This is a genomic window from Bordetella genomosp. 6 (assembly GCF_002119705.1).
In the GTDB taxonomy this organism is placed as follows: domain Bacteria; phylum Pseudomonadota; class Gammaproteobacteria; order Burkholderiales; family Burkholderiaceae_B; genus Bordetella; species Bordetella bronchiseptica_F.
The window spans coordinates 113,883-133,126 of record NZ_CP021107.1 but is presented as its reverse complement, the minus strand read 5'-3'; the positions used below and the strand labels follow the sequence as shown (position 1 = coordinate 133,126).

Sequence of the window (19,244 nt, the reverse complement as noted above, 5' to 3'; positions counted from 1 at the left end):
AGGGCGAGTAATGAAAACGATCCATATCCGCGAGCTGGCCGACTGGCTGGACGGCGCGCTGCAAGCGGCGCGATTCAAGGACTATTGTCCCAACGGGCTGCAGGTCGAAGGCAAGGCCGAGATCGGGCACATTATCACCGGCGTGACGGCCTCCGAGGCGCTTTTGCGCGCGGCGATCGAGCGCGGCGCCGACGCGGTGCTGGTGCATCATGGCTGGTTCTGGCGCAACGAGGACCGCCGCGTGCTCGGCCCGCGCCGCACCCGCCTGGCGCTGGCGCTGGGCCACGAACTCAACCTGCTGGCCTATCACCTGCCACTGGACGCGCATCCGCAATGGGGCAACAACGCCCAGCTGGCGCGCGTGCTGGGCCTGCAGGCCGAAACCGGCCCCGACGGCGCGCCGCGCACCTGCGGCGCCGACAACCTGGTGTGGCTGGGCAGCGCGCCCGGCGTACAGACCGTGGCGCAACTCCAGCAGCGCGTGGCCGAACGGCTGGGCCGCGCGCCGCTGGTGGTGGGCGAGCCGGACCGCCCGGTACGGCGCGTGGCCTGGTGCACCGGCGGCGCGCAGGGCATGCTGGCCGATGCCGTGGACGCCGGCGCCGATGCGTACATCACCGGCGAGGCGTCCGAATCCACCGTGCACCTGGCGCGCGAGACGGGCGTAGCCTTCGTGGGAGCAGGGCACCACGCCACCGAACGCTATGGCGTGCAAGCGCTGGGCGAAGCCGTGGCGCGACAGTTCGGCATCCAGGTCGAATTCATCGATATCGACAACCCGGTCTGAATGGCCGTCCCGCCGCGCATGCCGTCACGACCCCTGCTTGTCCTTGAGCAGGTCGCGGATCTCGCGCAGCACGGTGACATCCTCCGGCGGCGCGGCGGGCGCTTCCGGCGCGGCCTCTTCCTTGCGGCGGGCGGCGTAGATGGCCTTGACCATCCAGAAGATCACGAACGCCAGCAGGACGAAGTTGATGATGATGGTGATGAAGTTGCCCCAGGCCAGGACGTTGGCGCCGGCCTTGGTCAGGTCGGCGTACGTCATCGGGCCGGCATAGCCCTCGGGCATGGACAGCACCAGGAACTTATTGGAGAAATCGACCGAGCCACCCAGGATGAAGTTGACCAGGGGCATCACCACATCCTTGACCAGCGAGTCGACAATCTTGCCGAACGCCGCGCCGATGATCACACCGACGGCCAGATCGATCGCATTGCCCTTGACCGCGAAATCGCGAAATTCTTTGATAAAACCCGTGGCTTTGCTCATGCGTACTCCTTAAGTAACATGCCCGGCATTAGGCAGGCGCTATAATACGCGGTTGCTATGTTGTTACATGTTCCCACAAAACCGGATGCTGCAAGCCCGATCCTACATGTAGAAAGGGCGCATCAACAAGGATAGGAAGATGAGTCAGGATACGCTGGTGCACGATGATGATGGCGCAGTTGACCCCAACCTGCCACCTGACCCATCGCGCCGTTTCTGGGTAACAACGGCCTGTGCCGTGGGCGGCGTTGCCGGCGTCGCGACCGCAGTGCCGTTCGTGAGTACCTTTGCACCGTCCGAGAAGGCCCGCGCCGCAGGCGCGCCGGTCGAAGTCGACGTGGGCGACCTGGCGCCGGGCCAGATGCGCACCGTCGAGTGGCGCGGCAAGCCGGTCTGGATCATTCGCCGGACCGATGACCAGCTCAAGGGCATCAAGTCGCAGGACGGCTTGATGGCCGACCCCAATTCCGAGCGTCCCGGCTTCACGCCGGCCTACGCCAAGAACGAGTACCGCTCGCGCAAACCCGAGCTCTTTGTCTGTGTCGGCATCTGCACGCACCTGGGCTGTTCGCCCACGGCGCATTTCGAAACGGGTGGCGGGGCAGGCATGCCCGGCAACTGGCAAGGCGGCTTCCTGTGCCCCTGCCACGGCTCCACGTTCGACATGGCCGGCCGCGTCTACAAGGACAAGCCCGCGCCAGACAATCTGGAAGTTCCGCCGTACCAGTACCTGAGCGACACCCGCATCATTGTCGGTGTCGACGAAGACAACAAGGCCTGACGCCCGCGTCGCCTTATCCTGACCTACGCAGAATACGCCACGTATAAAGAGAAGGAGCCGTTTCATGGCTGGCGAGAAAACCGTCGAGACGACAGGCTTGTTGGGCTGGCTGGACCAGCGCTTCCCGGTGACCTCCACCTGGAAGGCGCATCTGTCCGAGTATTACGCCCCGAAGAATTTCAATTTCTGGTACTTCTTTGGCTCCCTGGCGCTGCTGGTGCTGGTGATCCAGATCGTGACCGGCATTTTCCTGGTCATGCATTACAAGCCCGATGCCGAACGCGCGTTCCAGTCGGTTGAATACATCATGCGCGAAGTCCCGTGGGGCTGGCTGGTGCGCTACATGCACTCCACCGGCGCCTCGATGTTCTTCGTGGTGGTCTACCTGCACATGCTGCGCGGCCTGTTCTACGGCTCGTACCGCAAGCCGCGCGAGCTGGTGTGGATCTTCGGCGTGGCCATCTTCCTCTGTCTGATGGGCGAGGCCTTCTTCGGCTATCTGCTGCCCTGGGGCCAGATGTCGTACTGGGGCGCCCAGGTGATCGTGAACCTGTTCTCGGCCATTCCGTTCATCGGCCCGGAGCTGTCGATCTGGATCCGCGGCGACTACGTCGTGTCCGACGCCACCCTGAACCGCTTCTTCTCGTTCCACGTCATCGCCATCCCGCTGGTGCTGATTGGCCTGGTGGCCGCCCACCTGGTGGCGCTGCACGAAGTCGGCTCGAACAACCCCGACGGCGTCGAGATCAAGAAGGGCCCCAAGGACAAGTACGGCCGTCCCAAGGACGGCATCCCGTTCCACCCGTTCTACACGGTGCACGACATCATGGGCGTGGCGGGCTTCCTGATCATCTTCGCGGCCATCGTGTTCTTCGGCCCCGAGATGGGCGGGTACTTCCTGGAATACAACAACTTCATCCCGGCCGACCCGCTCAAGACGCCGCCGCACATCGCCCCGGTGTGGTACTTCACGCCGTTCTACTCGATGCTGCGCGCCACCACCGACGTGTTCACCTGGGTGCTGGCCGGCGCGGCCATCCTGGGCGCCATCGCGCTGCTGCTGCGCGCCAAGGGCGCCATGCGCATCGTGGCGCCGGTCATCCTGGTGGTGGTCGCGGTCCTGCTGCGCACCATCGACGCCAAGTTCTGGGGCGTGGTGGCCATGGGCGGCGCGGTCGTGATCCTGTTCTTCCTGCCCTGGCTGGACCACTCCCCGGTCAAGTCGATCCGTTACCGGCCGACCTGGCACAAGTGGCTGTATGGCATTTTCATCGTCAACTTCCTGGTGTTGGGCTATCTGGGTACGCAACCGCCTAGCGATGCGTTCAACCTGACCTCGCAGATCGGCACGCTGATCTATCTGGGCTTCTTCTTCCTCATGCCCGTCTGGAGCCGGCTTGGCACGTTCAAGCCCGTCCCCGACCGCGTGACGTTCCATGCCCACTGAGCCAACTATCCATAACGGAATGACCATGATCAAAAAGCTGATTGGTGCCGTCGCGTTGATGCTCACGTGCACCGCCACCCTGGCCGCCGAAGGCGGCTTCCCCCTGGAGAAGGCGCCCGATCGCATCAACGACGTCGCCTCGCTGCAAAACGGCGCCAAGCTGTTCGTCAACTACTGCCTGAACTGCCACAGCGCGCAGTCGATGCGGTACAACAAGCTGCAGGACATCGGCCTAACCGACAAGCAGATCCAGGACAGCCTGCTGTTCACCGGCGACAAGGTCGGCGACCTGATGAAGATCGCCATGACGCCGCAGGACGCCAAGAAGTGGTTCGGCACCACGCCGCCCGACCTCTCGGTGATCGCGCGCGCCAAGTCGGTCAACGCCGGCCCCAGCGGCGCCGACTACCTGTACACCTACCTGCGTACGTTCTACCGCGACACCTCCAAGGCCACCGGCTGGAACAACCTGGCGTTCCCCAACGTGGGCATGCCGCATGCGCTCTGGGATCGCCAGGGCCCGCGCGAGCTGACCACGGTTGCCGTGCACCAGGTCGAAGCCGCCGACGGCACCAGGAACTGGGAGCGCGTCACCACGGTTTATGATGCGCAGGGCTACGCAACCGCCAAGACCGAACCCCTGGCCGATTACCGCGGCCACGGCTCGCTGGAGACCCGATTCAAAGCTGTCAATCCGGCCCAATCCGCCGCCTACGACCAGGACGTGGCCGACCTGACCGCGTTCATGTCCTGGATGGCCGAACCGGTCCAGCTGTACCGCAAGCAGCTTGGCGTCTGGGTTCTGCTGTTCCTGGGCTTGTTCCTGGTGGTGGCCTGGCGCCTTAACGCCGCTTACTGGAAACACGTGCGCTAACCCGCATTGCCCCGCCAGGTCCGAACCCGCGCTGAGTTTCCCGGTAAGGTTCGGCATGTACCGATAGGGCTGTACGCCTATCCCGCCTGGCAATCGGGGCCAGCGCCTGCTAATTTGGCGGCGCTGGCCTTTCGCTTTTCATACAAGGACTTATCGCCATGATGGTGCTCTATTCCGGAACCACCTGCCCGTTCTCGCAACGCTGCCGTTTCGTGCTGTTCGAGAAGGGAATGGATTTCGAAATCCGCGACATCGACCTGTACAACAAACCCGAAGACATTTCGGTCATGAACCCGTACGGTCAAGTGCCCATTCTGGTCGAACGCGACCTGGTGCTGTACGAGTCCAACATCATCAACGAGTACATCGACGAGCGCTTCCCGCACCCGCAGCTGATGCCGGCCGACCCGGTCATGCGCGCGCGCACCCGCCTGTTCCTGTACAACTTCGAGAAAGAGTTGTTCGTGCACGTCTGCGCCCTGGAAGACCGCAGCGCCAAGCCGGACGACAAGAAGATGGTGCAGGCCCGCCAGAGCATCCGCGACCGCCTCGCGCAGTTGGCCCCGATGCTGCTGAAGAACAAGTACATGCTGGGCGATGAATTCTCGATGCTCGACGTGGCCGTGGCTCCGCTGCTGTGGCGCCTGGACCACTACGGCATCGAACTGCCCAAGAATGCCGCGCCCCTGCAGAAGTACGCCGAGCGTATCTTCTCGCGCCCGGCGTATATCGAAGCGCTGACGCCTTCCGAAAAAGTCATGCGCCGCTAAAAGGAAGTCCATGGGCGAAACTTCGACCAAACCGTACCTGATCCGCGCACTGCACGAGTGGTGCACGGACAACGGCTACACGCCATACATCACCGTGCAGGTCGACGAGCACACCGTCGTGCCCGTCGCCCATGTGCGCGACGGGCAGATCACCCTGAACGTCGGCACGCTGGCCACCAACAAGCTGTCGCTGGGCAACGAATTCATCGAATTCCAGGCCCGCTTCAGCGGCGTCACCGAGAACGTCTATGTGCCGGTGGGCGCCGTCAGCGCCATCTACGCGCGCGAAACCGGCGCCGGCATGGGCTTCGAGGTGCAAGCCTACGAAGCGCCCGAGCACGAGGACGCCGCGGCCCCGGCGCCCGAGTCGGCCGAGGCCGGCGATGCCGCCGCCTCGCCGGCCGGCGACGACGGCGATGGCGACGAACCCAAGCGGCCGCATCTGACCATCGTCAAGTAGCCTGCCCGAAAGACTGCGGCGCGAAGTTTCACTACAATGCAGTCCCTCGCAAGCGGCCATGCGCCGCTTGCGTCCATGCCGGTGTAGCTCAGTTGGTAGAGCAGCTCACTTGTAATGAGAAGGTCGAGGGTTCGATTCCTTTCACCGGCACCATCGGCCATCCGGCCAGCCTCCCCACGGAAACGCCCCGAACGCCGGCCTCACGCCTGCGCCGGACGCATCCCCCCGCACTGCCAGCAAGTCGTGAATTGCGGCTCCAGCCATTCGCCGCAGCCGTCGCAATGCCAGGGCGCGCGCAGGCCCGCCCCGGCGTCGGCCGGCCCCTCGATGAGGCGCATCGCGACGTCCCTGTCGCGCTCGTCTTCCAGCCACAGGTCGGGGCCGCACTGGTCCACCGGGATCTCTCCCGCACCCCCTTGCAGGTACAGGCCGGTCAGGCGGCAGGCAATGCCCGCCTGCCGCAACAGGTTGACCCAATGCTGCCCCAGCATGAGGTCGGGCGCGCGCATCAATCGCATCATGGGTGCCACCTCTACGAAAGCGAAGACGGCACCATCATATCGCCTTGCGCCGGCGTCAGTTCGCGCCCATGTTGCGCGACTGGATGAAAGCGGATTCCTTGCTGAACTGCGCGGCGAGAAAATCCTTGAATGCCTGTGGCGATTCCTGCGGCGCCGCGTGGATGTACGCTTCCTCGAAGCGCCGCCGCAGCGCCGGGTCCTGCAGGCTTTCGCCGATTTTCCGCGACAGCACGGCCAGGCGGTCGGCGGGCAGCCCGGCGGGCGCCACCAGGCCGTACCAGGACGTGGTGCTCAGGTTGGGCAGGCCCAGCTCGTCGAATGTCGGCGTGTCGGGCAGCCGCGACAGCCGGTTCGGCCACGCCACCGCCAGCGCCTTCAGCTTGCCGGCGGCGATATGCGGGCCCAACAGGGGATAGATGTCCATCATCATGTCCAGCGAACCGCCCAGCAGGTCGGAGGCGGCGGGCCCGGAGCCGCGGTACGGCACGTGCGCGATATGGCTGCCCAGTTCCTGGTTGAGGTGTTCGAGCATGACGTGGCCGAACGAGCATGGCCCCGCGGTGCCCAGGTTGTACTGCCCGGAGTCCTGCTTGAGCCTTTCGCGGAATTCGGCGAAGGTGGCGGTGCCGAAGCCTTGCCGCACCACCAGGATGTTCGGCATGCTGCCCAGCAATGCGACCGGCGTGAAGCTGCGCAGCGGGTCGTACCGGAGATGCCTGTTGCACGACGGATTGACCACATGGGTCGAGATGGTCGCCAACCCGATGGTGTAGCCATCGGGCGCGGCCTTGGCGATCGCTTCGGAGCCGATCGCGCCGCCAGCCCCGCCCTTGTTCTCCACGATGACGGTCTGACCGATCTTCGCGCTCAGCGTCTCGGCGACGATGCGCCCGAGGATGTCGGTCGGCCCGCCTACTTCGAAGGGCACGATCAGCGTGATCGGCCTTTGCGGATAGCCGGCGGCCTGGCCCCGCGCGGCTGGCGCGGCCATGAGCGCGGTAGCGGCCGAAAGCAATAACAGTCTGCCCAGTTTTTTCATGTGTTTCCCCTTGCCTGTTTTGATCGGAATGGCGGCTCAGGCGTCGAGCGGCAATTGCGCCTGCATCCAGGCGACGACTTGCGGCACGTACACCTGCTGGCTCGGATGAGCCGGGTCGATCCAGTCGAGGTGGCCGGCGTCCTCGACGGCGATGAGCTGCTTCGGTTGCGCGGCGCGCTCGTACATGTCGGCCGCATGCTCGAACGGAAACTCATGGTCGTCGCGGGCGTGCACGATCAGCACGGGGCGTGGCGCGATGCGATGCACCACGGCGTCGGGCGCGAAATCGTACAGCGCTTCCATGGACTCCAGCGTGATCTCGTCCGGGATGCCCAGCTTGCCCGGGTCGGCGGCGCGCTCGGGGCCGACCGCCGCAACCAGGCTGTCCATCCAGCCCTGGCGCTCGTGCCGCTCGGCGCGCTGCGCGTCGGGGCGGCCGAGAATCTCCGTGCGCGACAGCCGCGCCGACCGGCCCGTCAACACGCGCTGGCGCCGGTCGGCGGCGATCTGCTCCTGGCGTGCGGCCCAGGCCGCCTCGCTCATGCCGACCCGGCCGTAGCGCCCCCCGTTGGCCACGCCGCTGGCGCAGACGACCGCCTTGATGCGGTCGTCGTGCGCCGCCGCGCTGACGGCCACCCCGCCGCCCAGCCCCCAGCCCAGCACGCCGATGCGCCGGGGATCGACTTCGGGCTGGCATTGCAGATAGGTCAAGGCGTGCCGCGCGTCGCGCACTTCCTCATCGGGAATGATGCGCCCCGGCGTTCCTTCGCTCTCCCCCAGGTTGCGGTAGTCGAACACCATGCAGACATAGCCCGCAGCCAGGAAGTAGGGCGTCCAGCGCGACGGCACCCATTCCTTGATCGCGAAGCGGCCGTGGCAGACCAGCACGGCTGGCCGCTTCTGCCCGGGTTCGTAGTTGTCGGGCACCAACAGCGTGCCCGCGAGTTTCAGGCCATCGCTGTAGAAGCGTGCGGATCGACTGCGCATTGCCGGATCTCCGTAGGTTCAGGAATAGAGTTGGGTAGGGGTGTCGACCAGGATCGAGCGCTGGGCGGACGGGTCCGGGCACCACAACGCCAGGGCGTCGAGCAGTGCATGGGTGGCCGGCATGTCCTGGAAGCGGCCGACATGCGGCCAGTCGCTGCCCCAGACCAGGCGCTGCGGCGCCTCGCGCACCAGCGCCTGGGCGATGGGCGCGACATCGGCAACGTGCGATGCCCGCGCCGACAGCCGGTACGAGCCGGACAGCTTGACGTACGTCCTGCCCGCGGCCACGCGCCGCAACAACGTATGGAACCCCGGCCAGTCCGTACCCAGCTCGTACGGAAAATGTCCTAGATGGTCGAACACCACCGGCACGGGCAAGCGGGCAAGCCGGTGCTCGATCCCGGGCAGGATGCGCAGGTCGATCAGCAACTGCGCGTGCCAGCCGAATGGCGCCACCAGGGCGGCGCTGCGCTCCAGCGCATCCAGCCCGGGGCCGCCCGGAAACAGCAGATTGAGGCGAAAGCCGCGCACGCCGGCGGCGTGCAGCGCGGCCACCTGGCGCGTGTCCGCCGCCGGGTCCAGGACGGCGACGCCGCGCCACTCGGGCCGGGCCACGGCCTGCGCCAGGAGGCGGTTATCGGTGCCGTAGACGCTGGGCTGCACCAGTACGCCGCGGCGCAGCCCCAGCGTATCCAGAAGCGCCGCGTAATGCGCGGCCGGGCTGTCCGGCGGCGTGTAGCTGCGCTCGGCCTGCATGGGATACAGGTCGGCCGGCCCCAGTACGTGCGCATGGCAATCCCAGGCGCCGGGCGGAACCGTCACCGCCGTGGGCGGGACGGCAGGCCGCGGCGCCAGGCAGACAGGCGCGGCGGATGCATGCGGGACGGAATGGGCGCTCATGGCTCGATGGCAGATCCTGCTGTGATGGAACGTATTCTGCCCAGCCGCGAGATAAACGATAAGAGCATCAATCTCTATATCAGTTATGCTTGTTTCGTATAGTCCTGCCACGGCGCGCCATGGATCTCCAGCAACTGAATTATTTCGTGCACGTCTGCGAAGCCGGCAGCTTCAGCCGCGCGGCAGCCAAGCTGGGCCTGACCCAGCCGACCCTGAGCCGGCAGGTCGGCCTGCTGGAAGAGGACCTGGGGCAACGCCTGCTGGAGCGGACCGGGCGCGGGGTCATACCCACCGCGGCCGGGCTGGCGCTCATGCCCAATGCGCGCGCGTTGCTCGACCTGGCCCGGCGCACGCGCGATGAACTGCGCGACCTGCAGGCCAGCCCGACCGGACGGGTGACCCTGGGCCTGCCGCCGCGCATCGCGCGTTGGTTGACCGTGCCGCTGGTGCAAGCCTTTCGCGAGCAGTTCCCGCGCGCTGCGCTCTCGATCCAGGAAGGCCTGAGCATCCACCTGCGCGAGTGGCTGCTCGACGGGCGGCTCGACGCCGCCCTGCTGTTCGATCCACAGGCGTCGCCGCAGCTGGCCTGCGAAACGCTGCGCCGGGAGACCCTGCTGCTGGTCGCGCCGGTCGACGCGCCGGCGCTGCCCGCCTACGTGGACCTGCGCACGCTGGCCGAGCTGCCATTGATCATGCCTGCCGAGCCCAACGCCCTGCGGGTGCTGCTGGACGCGCTGCTGCGTCCGCACGGCCTGGCGCTGCACCCCGTCGTCGAGGTCGGCGCCGCGCAGACCCTGATCCCGCTGGTCGTGCAAGGCATGGGCTATACCGTGCTGCCCGAAGGCGCCGTGGCGGCCTACGCCGCCCGCAGCGACATCCAGGTCGCGCCGATCGGCCCGCAGCCGATCCGCAACTCGCTGGTGCTCGCCACGCCGCTGGCGCGCCCGGCCGACCGCCTGGCCACGGCCACGCTGGGCCTGCTCAGGACGCTGGCCGCGCGTCCGGCGCGCTGAAGCGGCTAGGCGGTCCCTTCCACCAGCCAGCGCTGCGCATCCAGCGCGGCCATGCAGCCCGAGCCGGCGCTGGTGACGGCCTGGCGATAGACATGGTCCTGGACGTCGCCCGCCGCGAACACGCCGGGTACCGAGGTCATCGTCGCCAGACCGGACAAGCCGCCGCGCGTGGCGATATAGCCGTTGCGCAGCGCCAGCTGGCCCTCGAACAAGCGGGTGTTGGGCGCGTGGCCGATCGCGATGAAGACGCCCGCGGCCGGGACGTCCCGGGCGGTCCCGTCGCGGTTGTCGCGCAAGCGCGCGCCCGTCACGCCGGAGGCATCGCCCAGCACTTCATCGAGTTCGCGGAAATATTCGAACGTCACCTTGCCCAGCGCCGCCCTGGCCTGGAGCCGGTCGACGAGGATGGGCTCGGCCCGGAACCGGTCGCGGCGGTGCACCACGGTCACGGTGCGGCAGAGGTTCGACAGATACAGCGCTTCCTCGACGGCGGTGTTGCCCCCGCCGACGACCAATACGTCCCGGTTGCGGTAGAAAAAGCCGTCGCAGGTAGCGCAGCCCGATACGCCCTTGCCCATGAACGCGCGCTCGGAAGGCAGGCCCAGGTACCTGGCCGAGGCGCCGGTGGCGATGACCAGGGCGTCGCAGGTATAGGCGCCCTGGTCGCCCGCCAGCGCGAACGGGCGCCGGTCCAGTCTGACCGTGTGTATCGTGTCCGAAACGATGCCGGCATCGAAGCGTTGCGCATGCAGCAGGAAGCGCTGCATCAAGGCCGGGCCCTGTACGCCGTCGGGATCGGCGGGCCAGTTGTCGACGTCGGTGGTGGTCATCAACTGCCCGCCTTGCTCCAGGCCGGTGACCACCAGCGGCGCGAGATTGGCGCGAGCGGCATAGATGGCGGCGGTATATCCCGCCGGGCCGGAGCCCAGGATCAGGACTTTGGCATGCTTGGGTGGATTCACGAACCAGCCTCCGGCGTTGTTTGAACGCCGGCGATTATAGGTACGCGAAACGGCCGCGCACGCCGGCGCGCGCCTAGCGCTTGCATGGCGAAATGCACGCCGGCCGCGAGGCGGGAAACCCCCGGGCGTGCGCCGCCCAGGCGCGGCTCAAGTACACTCGGAGCGCCCTCCGCAACGGCGTCGCCGCGGCGAAGATTTCGCATAGCGAACGATCGCAGCGCAGCAAGCGCCGGCCGGATGAGGGGAGGGCTATGCTTGGCCCAGGGCCGACAGGTCGTCGGTAGCGAAGGAGGTCGGATGACATGGACCAGCTCATCGACGCAATGGAAACCACGGACCGGCAGTTCGCGACGACGCTGCAACGAGGCCTGCTGGTGCTGGCCTGCTTCGACGTCCGGCAACCGTTTCTGACCAACAAGGAAATCTCCGCGCGCACGGGAATCCCCAGCCCCACCGTATCGCGCCTGACCTACACCCTGACGCTCATGGGGTACCTCAAGCATCACCGTCATCTGGGCAAGTACGGCAAGTATGAATTGGGCAATGCCGTGCTTTCGCTGGCCCACCCCTTGCTGGCCAACGTCAATGTGCGCCAGGTTGCCCGGGTACCCATGCGCGAACTGGCCGATTATGCCCACGGCTGGGTATCGCTGGGCGCGCGCGAACGGTTGAGCATGGTGTACCTGGAGACGGCCAGGGCCCGCAATGCCCTGGACGTCAAGCCGGATATCGGACAAACCTTCCCGATGCTCGTGTCCGCCATGGGCCGCGCCTATCTGGCGGCTTCGCAGCCGTCCGAACGCGAACGGCTGATGAACCAATTGCGCATCTACCATCCCGAGCTGATGGCCGAACAGGCCGAAGAGCTCGAACACAGCCGCGCCGACTACGCCGCGCATGGCTTCTGCCTGTCGCGCGGCGACTATGACCGCGGCACCTGGGCGGTCGCCGTGCCCATGCGCGTGCCGGAAAGCCAGGAACTGCTGGTGTTCAACTGCGCCGTGCGCGTGAGGAACAGACAGGCCGATGAGCTGAGCCCGCATCTCATCGACGTGGTCGGGCCCCGCCTGCTCGACATGGTCGACGCCATCCGGCGCGCGCTGGAAGATTGAATTCGCGCAAGACGCGCCACTAGCTTTCAGTATGTGAACCTTAGGCGCGCGGCATGGCAATCGCGTTGTGATCGCCTGTTCGATCACAGATACTGCCTGCATGAAACTGTCCACCGTTTCCGAGCTGCGGGACTTGCGCGCCACCTCCGACGAGTATGCCCTGTTCGATGCGCGCGAAAGCGCGCAGGCGCACCAGGGCCACATCTTCGGCGCGACCTTCCTGCCGCGCCGCATGCTGGCGGCGCGCATCGCGGGCCTGGTGCCGCGCAGGTCCACGCCCATCATGCTGTACGACGATGGCGGACCGGACGAGCGCGCACGACTGGCCGCGCAGGCGCTGGCCCGCTTTGGCTACACCGACGTGCGCGTGCTCGACGGCGGCCTGCGCGCATGGCTGGCCCAAGGCGAAGCGTCGTGCCGCGGCAGCAATGTGCCAAGCAAATGGTTCGGCGAAACCGTGCATGCGCACGCGGCCACGCCGGCCCTGCCGATCGCGGCCCTGCAGGCCTGGCGCGAGGCGGGCCGCGCGCATCGGGTCTGCGATATCCGCTCTCCCGAGGAATACGGACGCGCGCGCATTCCGGGCGCGGCCGGCGCATTCGGCAGCGACCTGGCCTGGCACGCCGGCGACCTGCGCCGCGCCGGCCAGCCGGTGGTGGTGCACTGCTCGGGACGCACGCGCAGCATCATCGCCTGCGAGAGCCTGCGCCTGCTGGGGGTGCGGGACGCCTATGCGCTCGAGAATGGCACCATGGGCTGGCGCCTGGCCGGCCTGGCCCTGGAGCGCGGCCCGGGCTCGGGCAGTCTCGCGGCAAGCGCCGCCAGCCGGCGTCATGGCGCGCGGCGCACGCAGTCCCTGGCGCGCACGGCGGGGGTCGCCCGCGTCGACGCCGCAACGCTGGCGCGCTGGCTCGACGACCGCCATGCGGGGCGTCTCAACCTCTACCTGCTGGACATACGCCAGGTCGCCGAATACCGGTCCGGGCACCTGCCCGGGGCGATCGCGCTGCCTGGAGGCCTGGCCGTGCAACGCACCGATGAATTCGTGCCGGTGCGCGCAGCCCAGGTCGTGCTGGTCGATGACGACGAAGCGCGCGCCGCGCTGGCCGGATACTGGCTGCGCGCCATGGGATTGCCCCGCGTGGCCATCCTGGCCGGCGGGCTGGCGGCCTGGAGCGCCGCCGGATACACCCTGGACAGCGGGCGCGACCGGCCACCGCCGGCCGACCGTGCCGACGCCGCGCTGGCGGCGCGGCCGTGCCCGCCGCGCGACGTGCACGAAGCGGGCGCGCGCATGCAGCGCGTCTACGTCGATACGCAGGCCCGCTTTCTCGCCGGCCGCCCCGAGGCGGCCGAGTGGGTGCCGTTCGGCGGCCTGGAATCGTGGCTCGCGGCCCGCGCCAGGCGGCACGACGAGCGCACCGTCGTGCTCATGGCGCACGACGAATCGCTGGCAATGTCGGCCGCCCTGAATGCCCGGCTCGCCGGCTTCGACACGGCCGTGCTGGCCGGCGGCGTGACGGCCTGGCAGGCGCAAGGCCTGCCGCTCGTGTCCGGGCCGGGCGACGGCGTCGCGCAAGCCGCCGACGTCGTCGTGCAGCCGTATGACGCCGGCCTGCGGGCCATGCGCGATTACCTCGAGTGGGAACAGGCCCTGACGCGGCAGGCGATTCCCACGCTCCCGCTGTATACGGCGTACCGGATGCCCCGGCCGCCGGCAGCAGATATGGAAGACGACCAGGAGGCCTCATGACCACGCAACCGGGCGCAAGCCCCGCGCACGACGCCCTGCTGGCGGCCCGCAACGGCAGGATCCGCGCCATGCTGGCGCGGGTGCGCAAGATCGCCGAACCGGAAATCACGCGCGCGGGCCTGGCGCGCATCCGCGATGAATTGCTGGCGCTGGCGGCCGAGCGCCACCTGTTTCCCATCGAGGAGTTTCCGCCCATCGAAGGCGGCAACTCCAGCATGTATTGCCTGGCCGAAGATCCGGACCATCGCTATGCGCTTTATGTCGTGGCTCCGGCCGCGGGCGGTTTCGCGCCGCCGCACGATCATCACACCTGGGCGGTCATAGCGGGCATGTACGGCCGCGAGCACAACAAGCTGTACCGGCGCCTCGACGACGGCTCGGATCCGGACCGGGCGCGCCTGGAACTCAGCGGCGAACTCGACATCGTCGCGGGAACGGCCGTGGCCCTGATGCCGCAGGACATCCATGCGATCGCGCTCGGCGAAGACGGCCCGCACGGCAGCCTGCACCTGTATGGCATGAGCGTCGAGCATTGCCACGATCGCCGGATGTACAGCCTGTCCAAGGGCACCTCCAGGACGTTTCCCGCGGCCACGGGCGTCGTGCCCGCGCGCGGCGCCCTGCGCGGCGGCCTGGCATGAACGGCGCCAGGCTGCCCCTGGAGGGCGTCCGCGTCATCGACCTGTCGCGGGTGCTGGCCGGCCCCGTGTGCGGCGCGCTGCTGGGCGACATGGGCGCCGACGTGATCAAGGTCGAAGACGTCGAGGGCGGAGACGAATCGCGGCACTGGGCGCCCCAGCGCGAAGGGCACTCGCCGGTCTACGTCGCCAACAATCGCAACAAGCGCTCGATCGCGGTCGACCTGAAGGCGCCGGAAGGCCGTGACATCGTCGCCGCCCTCATCGACACGGCGGATGTACTGATCGAGAACTTCGGCACCGGCACCATGGAGCGGCTGGGCCTGGGCTACGACGCCCTGGCGGCGCGCAACCCGCGTCTCATCTACTGCTCGATCGCGGCCTTCGGCCGGCAAGGTCCGCGAGCCGGCGAGGCGGGCTACGAAGCCCTGATGCAGGCGTTCAGCGGCGTCATGGCCATCACCGGCGAACCCGGCCGCCCGCCGGTCAGGTGCGGCGTCTCGGCCCTGGACATCTTCACCGGCACCCTGGCCGGCTTCGCGGTGAGCAACGCCATCCTGATGCGGCAGACGAGCGGCGTCGGCCAGCGGCTGGACGCCTCGCTGTTCGACTCCGCCGTGGGCTTGCTCAACTTTCAGGCGCAGAACTACCTGCTGTGCGGCCAGAAGCCCGCTCCCATGGGTTCGGCCCATCCCTCGCTGGTTCCCTACCAGTGTTTTCTGTGCCACGACAATCGCTGGATTTTCGTTGCCGCCGGCAACGACCGCCTGTGGCGCCGGCTGGCCACCGCCATCGGCCAGCCGGAGCTGGCCGACGATCCACGCTTCCTGCGCAACATCGATCGCGTCGCGCACCGGCGCGAGCTGTTGAAACTGCTCGACGGCTGCTTTGCCTCGTTGCCGCTGGACGATGCCCTGCAGCGCTGCCGGCAAGCCGGCGTTCCGGCGACCCCCGTCAACTCGGTCGCCCAGGCGCTGGACGATCCGCAGGCGGCGCAGCTTGCCGCGTTGCGGCCCATGGCGCATCCCGACCTGGGCGACATCGAGGTGGTCGGCCTGCCCGTGGCGTTCTCCGCGATTCCGGCCATGCCGTGCGCGCCCGCGCCCGCGCACGGCGCCGACACCCAGGCCATCCTGCGGACCATGGGCATGGACGGCGATACCTACGAAGCACTGCGCCTGCGGCGCGTCGTCAAGGGGCCGCCGCGCGACGGAATCTGATTCCAACACAAGGGAGAAAAGCATGTCCAGGATCCTCCAGAAGATCTATGCAACGACTGCACGCCTGGGGCTGGCCGCCGCGCTGGGCCTGTCGTGCGCGGCCGCCGCGGCAGCGCCCGCGAATCCCCCGGGCCGCGCCGTCCAGCTTGTGATTCCGTTCGCCCCGGGCGGCGTCACCGACCTCATCGCGCGGCTGATCCAGCCGCGCCTTTCGGAAGCGCTGGGCCAGACCGTGGTCATCAGCAATCGCCCGGGCGCCGGCGGTGTCGTGGCAACCAGCTACGTGGCCAAGTCCGAGCCTGATGGCCATACGCTGTTCCTGTCGTGGGACTCGCATACGATCAATTCGATCGCGATGAAGGACCTGCCATACGACATCTTCCGCGACTTTGCCCCGGTGACCCTGATGGTGCGCATGCCGCTCATCATGGGCGCGTGGGGCGGCCTGCCGGTGGACAACCTGCAAGGCCTGCTGGAGCTGGCCAGGCGCAACCCCGGCAAGTACAACTTCGCCTCGATCGGCGTGGGCAGCTCGAACCGCCTGCACGCCGAATTGCTCAACGCGACCGCGGGGGTCGATATCGTCCACGTCCCCTACGCCGGCGGCGGCCCGGCCACCACCGCGATCCGCAGCGGAGAGGTGGCCTACGGCTTCTTTTCCTATGGCGCCTTGCGCAACTTCATCCAGGAAGGGCGCATCAAGCCGCTGGCCGTGACAGGCGCCAAGCGCCTGCCCGAATTGCCGGACGTACCCACGTTGCAGGAATCGGGGTTCCCGGGGTTCGAGGCCTATTCCTGGGTCGGCATCTACGTGCCGGCGGCGACGCCGGCCGCCGAGATCCAACGCCTGAACCAGGCCTTCGTCACCGTGCTGCGGGATCCGGAGATCGAACAGAAGCTGCGCAAGCTCAGCGTCGAAGTGGTGGCCAGCAGCCCGCAGGCGCTACGCGATTTCGAACGCAGCGACTATGACAAATGGCTGGCGTTCACGCGCAAGCGGAACATGAGCTTCGACTGAGATCCGGGTCGTCGGGTGCCAGTCCCCGCGGGGACTGGCACCCGGGCCGGTGATGGCCGAGCAGACGCTCAGCCGGGCGCGGCGCACCGCGCGGCGCCGCTGGCAAGCAGCGCATCGATATCTCCCTGGCCGATGCCGGCTTCGCGCAATACCTCGAGCGTGTGCTCGCCCAGCTGCGGCGCATGGCGGCGATACCCGCCGGGCGTGCCCGACCATTCGACCGGCGGCGCGGTCGTGCGTATCGTGCCCTCGGTGGGATGAGGGTGTTCCTGGAAATAACCGATGGCATTCAGGTGCGGATCGTCCAGGATGTCCTGCAGGTCGTTCATCTTCTGCACCGGAATGTCGGCCGCCTCGAACGCCGCTATCCAGTCCTGCGTATCGCGCCGCGCGAACTCCGACGCGAGCAGGCCGTTGATCTCGGAATATTGCTGGCTGCGGCTGGCCGCGGTCGCGTAGCGCGGATCGGCGGCCAGTTCCGGACGTCCGATCAGCAGGCAGAACTCCTGCCATTGCTTGTCGTTGTAGATGAGCACGCAGATATGGCCGTCGCGGGTGGCGAACGGCCGGCGGTCCGCTGTCAGGATGCGGTTGTACCCGAGCCCGTCGACCGGCGGCTCGAAACCGGCGCCGCCCAGGTGCTCGCCCATGACCAGCGCGAGCATGGCCTCGAACATCGGCACATCGATGCGCTGCCCCTGGCCGGTACGCTCGCGGCAGAACAGGCCCGCGCACACCGCATTGACGATCTGCAGGCCCACGGTGCGGTCGGCCAGGTTGATCGGCGCGTAGTGGGGCCACTGCGAGCCCTGGCGCTGGAACAGATGCGGCAGGCCGACCGCACCCTGGATCAGGTCTTCGTAGGCGGGCCTGGCGGCATAGGGCCCGCGCTGGCTGTAGCCGAACGCGCCTACGTACAGCAGGCGGGGGTTGTGCCGCGCCACCTCGTCGTACGAAAGCCCGATGCGCGCCATGGCGCGCGGCCGGATGTTGTAGATCAGCGCATCGGCCCCGGCCAGCAGCGCGAACAGGGCCTCGCGCGCCTGCGCGCGCTTGAGGTCGAGCACCACCGAGCGCTTGTTGCGATTGACGTTCATGAACATATGGCCCATGCCGGGATGGCGATAGGGCCATATCTGGCGCGACACGTCTCCATGGGGCGCCTCGATCTTGATGACGTCGGCGCCCATGTCTCCCAGCATCTGGGTCGCGAACGGCCCCATCAGCACCGTCGTCAGGTCGATGATTCTCACGCCATCCAGCGGCCCTTTCATGGCAGGCCCAGCAGCGCGGCCAAGGTGTCGGGCTGCAACTGTCCGCCGTGGTAATAGTGGCCGTCCACCTCAAGCACCGGCGAGGACCGGATGCCGAGGTCCTCCAGCTTCTCGGCGGCTTCTTCATCCATCATCAGGTCCACCGACCTGAACGGCACCTGCCTTTCCTGCAGGAACTTCTTGAGCCGTTCGCATGGCGCGCAGAACGGCGTGGCGTACACAACGATTTCGCGGGCCATGGTCACACCTTGCCTTCCTGTTTGAGTTTCTTGTAGAGCTCTTTCTTGCGCAGCCAGTCCTGTTCGGTTTCGCCGCTTTTCCAGGGTTGCTCGGGCGTGAACACCAGCTCCTTCCAGGCCTCGCCGGCCGACCAGCGCATGGGCGACTGCACGGTGGTGCGCGGCAGGAAGGCGCGTTCGAGCAACTGGAAACCGTATTCGAGGATCTCGCGCTGCTGGGCGGCGTTGCCGGGCTCGCCGCACGGATTGCCCAGCGGGAAATCGGTATGCACGACACGTGCGACGCCGACGTGCTCGACGATGTCGCGCGCCGCCGCCAGGATGACGGTCGGGATGCCGTTGGCCTCGAGATGGCGGCTGACCAGGCTGATGGTCTGGTGACAGACCGGGCAGACCGGCACCAGGATGGCCACGTCCGCGCCATCCTCCTTGCAGCGCTCCAGCACGAGCGGCGCATCGCGCTCGCGCGTGCGGCGCTGGCTGTAGGCGTTGAATACGCCGTGGAACCGTTCCGTCACCCCCGCGATGCGTCCGGCCTGCACGGCCGCATGCAGATGCGTGGTGGGAAAGAAGGCGTCCACGTCTTCCAGGGTGGTGGCGGCCTGGTCGAAACTGCGCGACGGACTGTAGAGCTGGCTGGCCGGCAGGCTGGACGGGATGGTGTAGGTGCCGCCGACGATACCCATGCGGGTTTCATCCTCGGGCTGCGCGTCTCCGGCGATGGAGATCTCGCTGGTGGAAATCAGCGTGACACGGCATTCGGACAGCGGCTTGCCCAGCGGGGTGAACGGCACGTCGTCGTACTGCGCCCATTGATACGGTTTTTCGTATCCCTGGGACAGATAGTAATCGCGGGTCTTGTCGATATAGCGAACGGGCGTTCCCATGCATGGCTCCTGGCGTTGAGCAACCATGTTCACGATTGCCGCCCGACGGTGTCAAGACGGCGCCCGGCTAGCGTTCGCA

Annotated in this window: 21 protein-coding genes and 1 tRNA gene; 13 read left to right on the top strand and 9 right to left on the bottom strand. The window is 67.5% G+C overall.

The genetic code is table 11. The features are described 5' to 3' along the window. Positions 1 to 10: 10 nt before the first annotated feature. Positions 11 to 787: a Nif3-like dinuclear metal center hexameric protein gene (locus CAL11_RS00625; protein ID WP_086091835.1), complete on the top strand. Its 777-nt coding sequence runs from the start codon at positions 11 to 13 to the stop codon at positions 785 to 787. A 24-nt stretch (positions 788 to 811) separates the two neighbouring features. Here the strand turns inward: CAL11_RS00625 and mscL are convergent, their stop codons facing one another. Then, positions 812 to 1,270: a large conductance mechanosensitive channel protein MscL gene (mscL, locus tag CAL11_RS00620; protein ID WP_086091834.1), complete on the bottom strand. Its 459-nt coding sequence runs from the start codon at positions 1,268 to 1,270 to the stop codon at positions 812 to 814. Positions 1,271 to 1,409: 139 nt separating this feature from the next. On the opposite strand from mscL, the gene petA reads away from it, so the two are divergent. The 6 genes from petA (at position 1,410) to CAL11_RS00590 (ending at position 5,755) form a co-directional block, all read left to right on the top strand. Next, positions 1,410 to 2,051, top strand: coding sequence for a ubiquinol-cytochrome c reductase iron-sulfur subunit (petA, locus tag CAL11_RS00615; RefSeq protein WP_003815815.1), 642 nt, complete (start codon positions 1,410 to 1,412; stop codon positions 2,049 to 2,051). Between the two features lie 64 nt (positions 2,052 to 2,115). Beyond that, entirely contained in the window at positions 2,116 to 3,498 is a 1,383-nt protein-coding gene (locus CAL11_RS00610; RefSeq protein ID WP_033468270.1) for a cytochrome b, read from the top strand. A gap of 19 nt (positions 3,499 to 3,517) precedes the next feature. After that, positions 3,518 to 4,372 carry a cytochrome c1 gene (locus CAL11_RS00605; protein ID WP_080700006.1) on the top strand — a complete coding sequence of 285 codons (855 nt, stop codon included), beginning with the start codon at positions 3,518 to 3,520 and terminating at the stop codon, positions 4,370 to 4,372. A 158-nt stretch (positions 4,373 to 4,530) separates the two neighbouring features. After that, complete coding sequence (locus CAL11_RS00600) at positions 4,531 to 5,142, top strand: glutathione S-transferase N-terminal domain-containing protein (protein WP_003815819.1); 612 nt, start codon at positions 4,531 to 4,533, stop codon at positions 5,140 to 5,142. A gap of 10 nt (positions 5,143 to 5,152) precedes the next feature. After that, positions 5,153 to 5,602, top strand: a complete 450-nt coding sequence (locus CAL11_RS00595; RefSeq protein ID WP_033468273.1) for a ClpXP protease specificity-enhancing factor — start codon at positions 5,153 to 5,155, stop codon at positions 5,600 to 5,602. 77 nt (positions 5,603 to 5,679) lie between these two features. After that, a tRNA-Thr gene (locus tag CAL11_RS00590) sits at positions 5,680 to 5,755 on the top strand. A 47-nt stretch (positions 5,756 to 5,802) separates the two neighbouring features. On the opposite strand, the gene CAL11_RS00585 is transcribed toward CAL11_RS00590, so the two are convergent. From CAL11_RS00585 to CAL11_RS00570, 4 genes are all read right to left on the bottom strand, one after another. Further along, on the bottom strand, positions 5,803 to 6,123 hold the full coding sequence (locus CAL11_RS00585) for a DUF2007 domain-containing protein (RefSeq protein WP_086091833.1): 321 nt from the start codon (positions 6,121 to 6,123) through the stop codon (positions 5,803 to 5,805). A gap of 55 nt (positions 6,124 to 6,178) precedes the next feature. Then, positions 6,179 to 7,114: a tripartite tricarboxylate transporter substrate binding protein BugE gene (locus tag CAL11_RS00580; RefSeq protein WP_244172890.1), complete on the bottom strand. Its 936-nt coding sequence runs from the start codon at positions 7,112 to 7,114 to the stop codon at positions 6,179 to 6,181. An 84-nt stretch (positions 7,115 to 7,198) separates the two neighbouring features. Further along, entirely contained in the window at positions 7,199 to 8,149 is a 951-nt protein-coding gene (locus CAL11_RS00575) for an alpha/beta hydrolase (protein WP_086091831.1), read from the bottom strand. A gap of 18 nt (positions 8,150 to 8,167) precedes the next feature. Then, positions 8,168 to 9,049 carry an amidohydrolase family protein gene (locus CAL11_RS00570; protein ID WP_086091830.1) on the bottom strand — a complete coding sequence of 294 codons (882 nt, stop codon included), beginning with the start codon at positions 9,047 to 9,049 and terminating at the stop codon, positions 8,168 to 8,170. 89 nt (positions 9,050 to 9,138) lie between these two features. Here CAL11_RS00570 and CAL11_RS00565 point away from each other — a divergent pair, with 89 nt between their 5' ends. Then, the gene (locus CAL11_RS00565) at positions 9,139 to 10,062 is read left to right on the top strand and encodes a LysR family transcriptional regulator (protein WP_086091829.1); all 924 of its coding nucleotides are present in this window, start codon (positions 9,139 to 9,141) and stop codon (positions 10,060 to 10,062) included. A gap of 5 nt (positions 10,063 to 10,067) precedes the next feature. On the opposite strand, the gene trxB is transcribed toward CAL11_RS00565, so the two are convergent. Next, positions 10,068 to 11,024, bottom strand: coding sequence for a thioredoxin-disulfide reductase (trxB, locus tag CAL11_RS00560; RefSeq protein ID WP_086091828.1), 957 nt, complete (start codon positions 11,022 to 11,024; stop codon positions 10,068 to 10,070). 302 nt (positions 11,025 to 11,326) lie between these two features. Here trxB and CAL11_RS00555 point away from each other — a divergent pair, with 302 nt between their 5' ends. From CAL11_RS00555 to CAL11_RS00535, 5 genes are all read left to right on the top strand, one after another. Further along, positions 11,327 to 12,136 (top strand): IclR family transcriptional regulator, encoded by an 810-nt coding sequence (locus tag CAL11_RS00555; protein ID WP_033468293.1) that lies wholly within the window; start codon positions 11,327 to 11,329, stop codon positions 12,134 to 12,136. A 100-nt stretch (positions 12,137 to 12,236) separates the two neighbouring features. Further along, the gene (locus tag CAL11_RS00550; protein WP_244172889.1) at positions 12,237 to 13,889 is read left to right on the top strand and encodes a rhodanese-like domain-containing protein; all 1,653 of its coding nucleotides are present in this window, start codon (positions 12,237 to 12,239) and stop codon (positions 13,887 to 13,889) included. Further along, positions 13,886 to 14,530 (top strand): hypothetical protein, encoded by a 645-nt coding sequence (locus CAL11_RS00545; RefSeq protein WP_086091826.1) that lies wholly within the window; start codon positions 13,886 to 13,888, stop codon positions 14,528 to 14,530. Before CAL11_RS00550 ends, CAL11_RS00545 begins: the two co-directional genes overlap by 4 nt. Beyond that, positions 14,527 to 15,747: a CaiB/BaiF CoA transferase family protein gene (locus tag CAL11_RS00540; RefSeq protein ID WP_086091825.1), complete on the top strand. Its 1,221-nt coding sequence runs from the start codon at positions 14,527 to 14,529 to the stop codon at positions 15,745 to 15,747. The genes CAL11_RS00545 and CAL11_RS00540 overlap by 4 nt, the downstream gene beginning before the upstream one ends. A 22-nt stretch (positions 15,748 to 15,769) precedes the next feature. Beyond that, on the top strand, positions 15,770 to 16,765 hold the full coding sequence (locus tag CAL11_RS00535) for a tripartite tricarboxylate transporter substrate binding protein (protein ID WP_086091824.1): 996 nt from the start codon (positions 15,770 to 15,772) through the stop codon (positions 16,763 to 16,765). A gap of 68 nt (positions 16,766 to 16,833) precedes the next feature. Here the strand turns inward: CAL11_RS00535 and CAL11_RS00530 are convergent, their stop codons facing one another. The 3 genes from CAL11_RS00530 to CAL11_RS00520 are packed head-to-tail and all read right to left on the bottom strand — an operon-like array spanning position 16,834 to position 19,198. Continuing rightward, positions 16,834 to 18,039 (bottom strand): CaiB/BaiF CoA transferase family protein, encoded by a 1,206-nt coding sequence (locus CAL11_RS00530; RefSeq protein ID WP_033468308.1) that lies wholly within the window; start codon positions 18,037 to 18,039, stop codon positions 16,834 to 16,836. Continuing rightward, positions 18,036 to 18,284, bottom strand: a complete 249-nt coding sequence (locus tag CAL11_RS00525) for a glutaredoxin family protein (protein ID WP_033468310.1) — start codon at positions 18,282 to 18,284, stop codon at positions 18,036 to 18,038. Before CAL11_RS00525 ends, CAL11_RS00530 begins: the two co-directional genes overlap by 4 nt. Further along, complete coding sequence (locus tag CAL11_RS00520) at positions 18,281 to 19,198, bottom strand: reductase (protein ID WP_033468312.1); 918 nt, start codon at positions 19,196 to 19,198, stop codon at positions 18,281 to 18,283. The genes CAL11_RS00525 and CAL11_RS00520 overlap by 4 nt, the downstream gene beginning before the upstream one ends. Between the last annotated feature and the right edge of the window lie 46 nt (positions 19,199 to 19,244).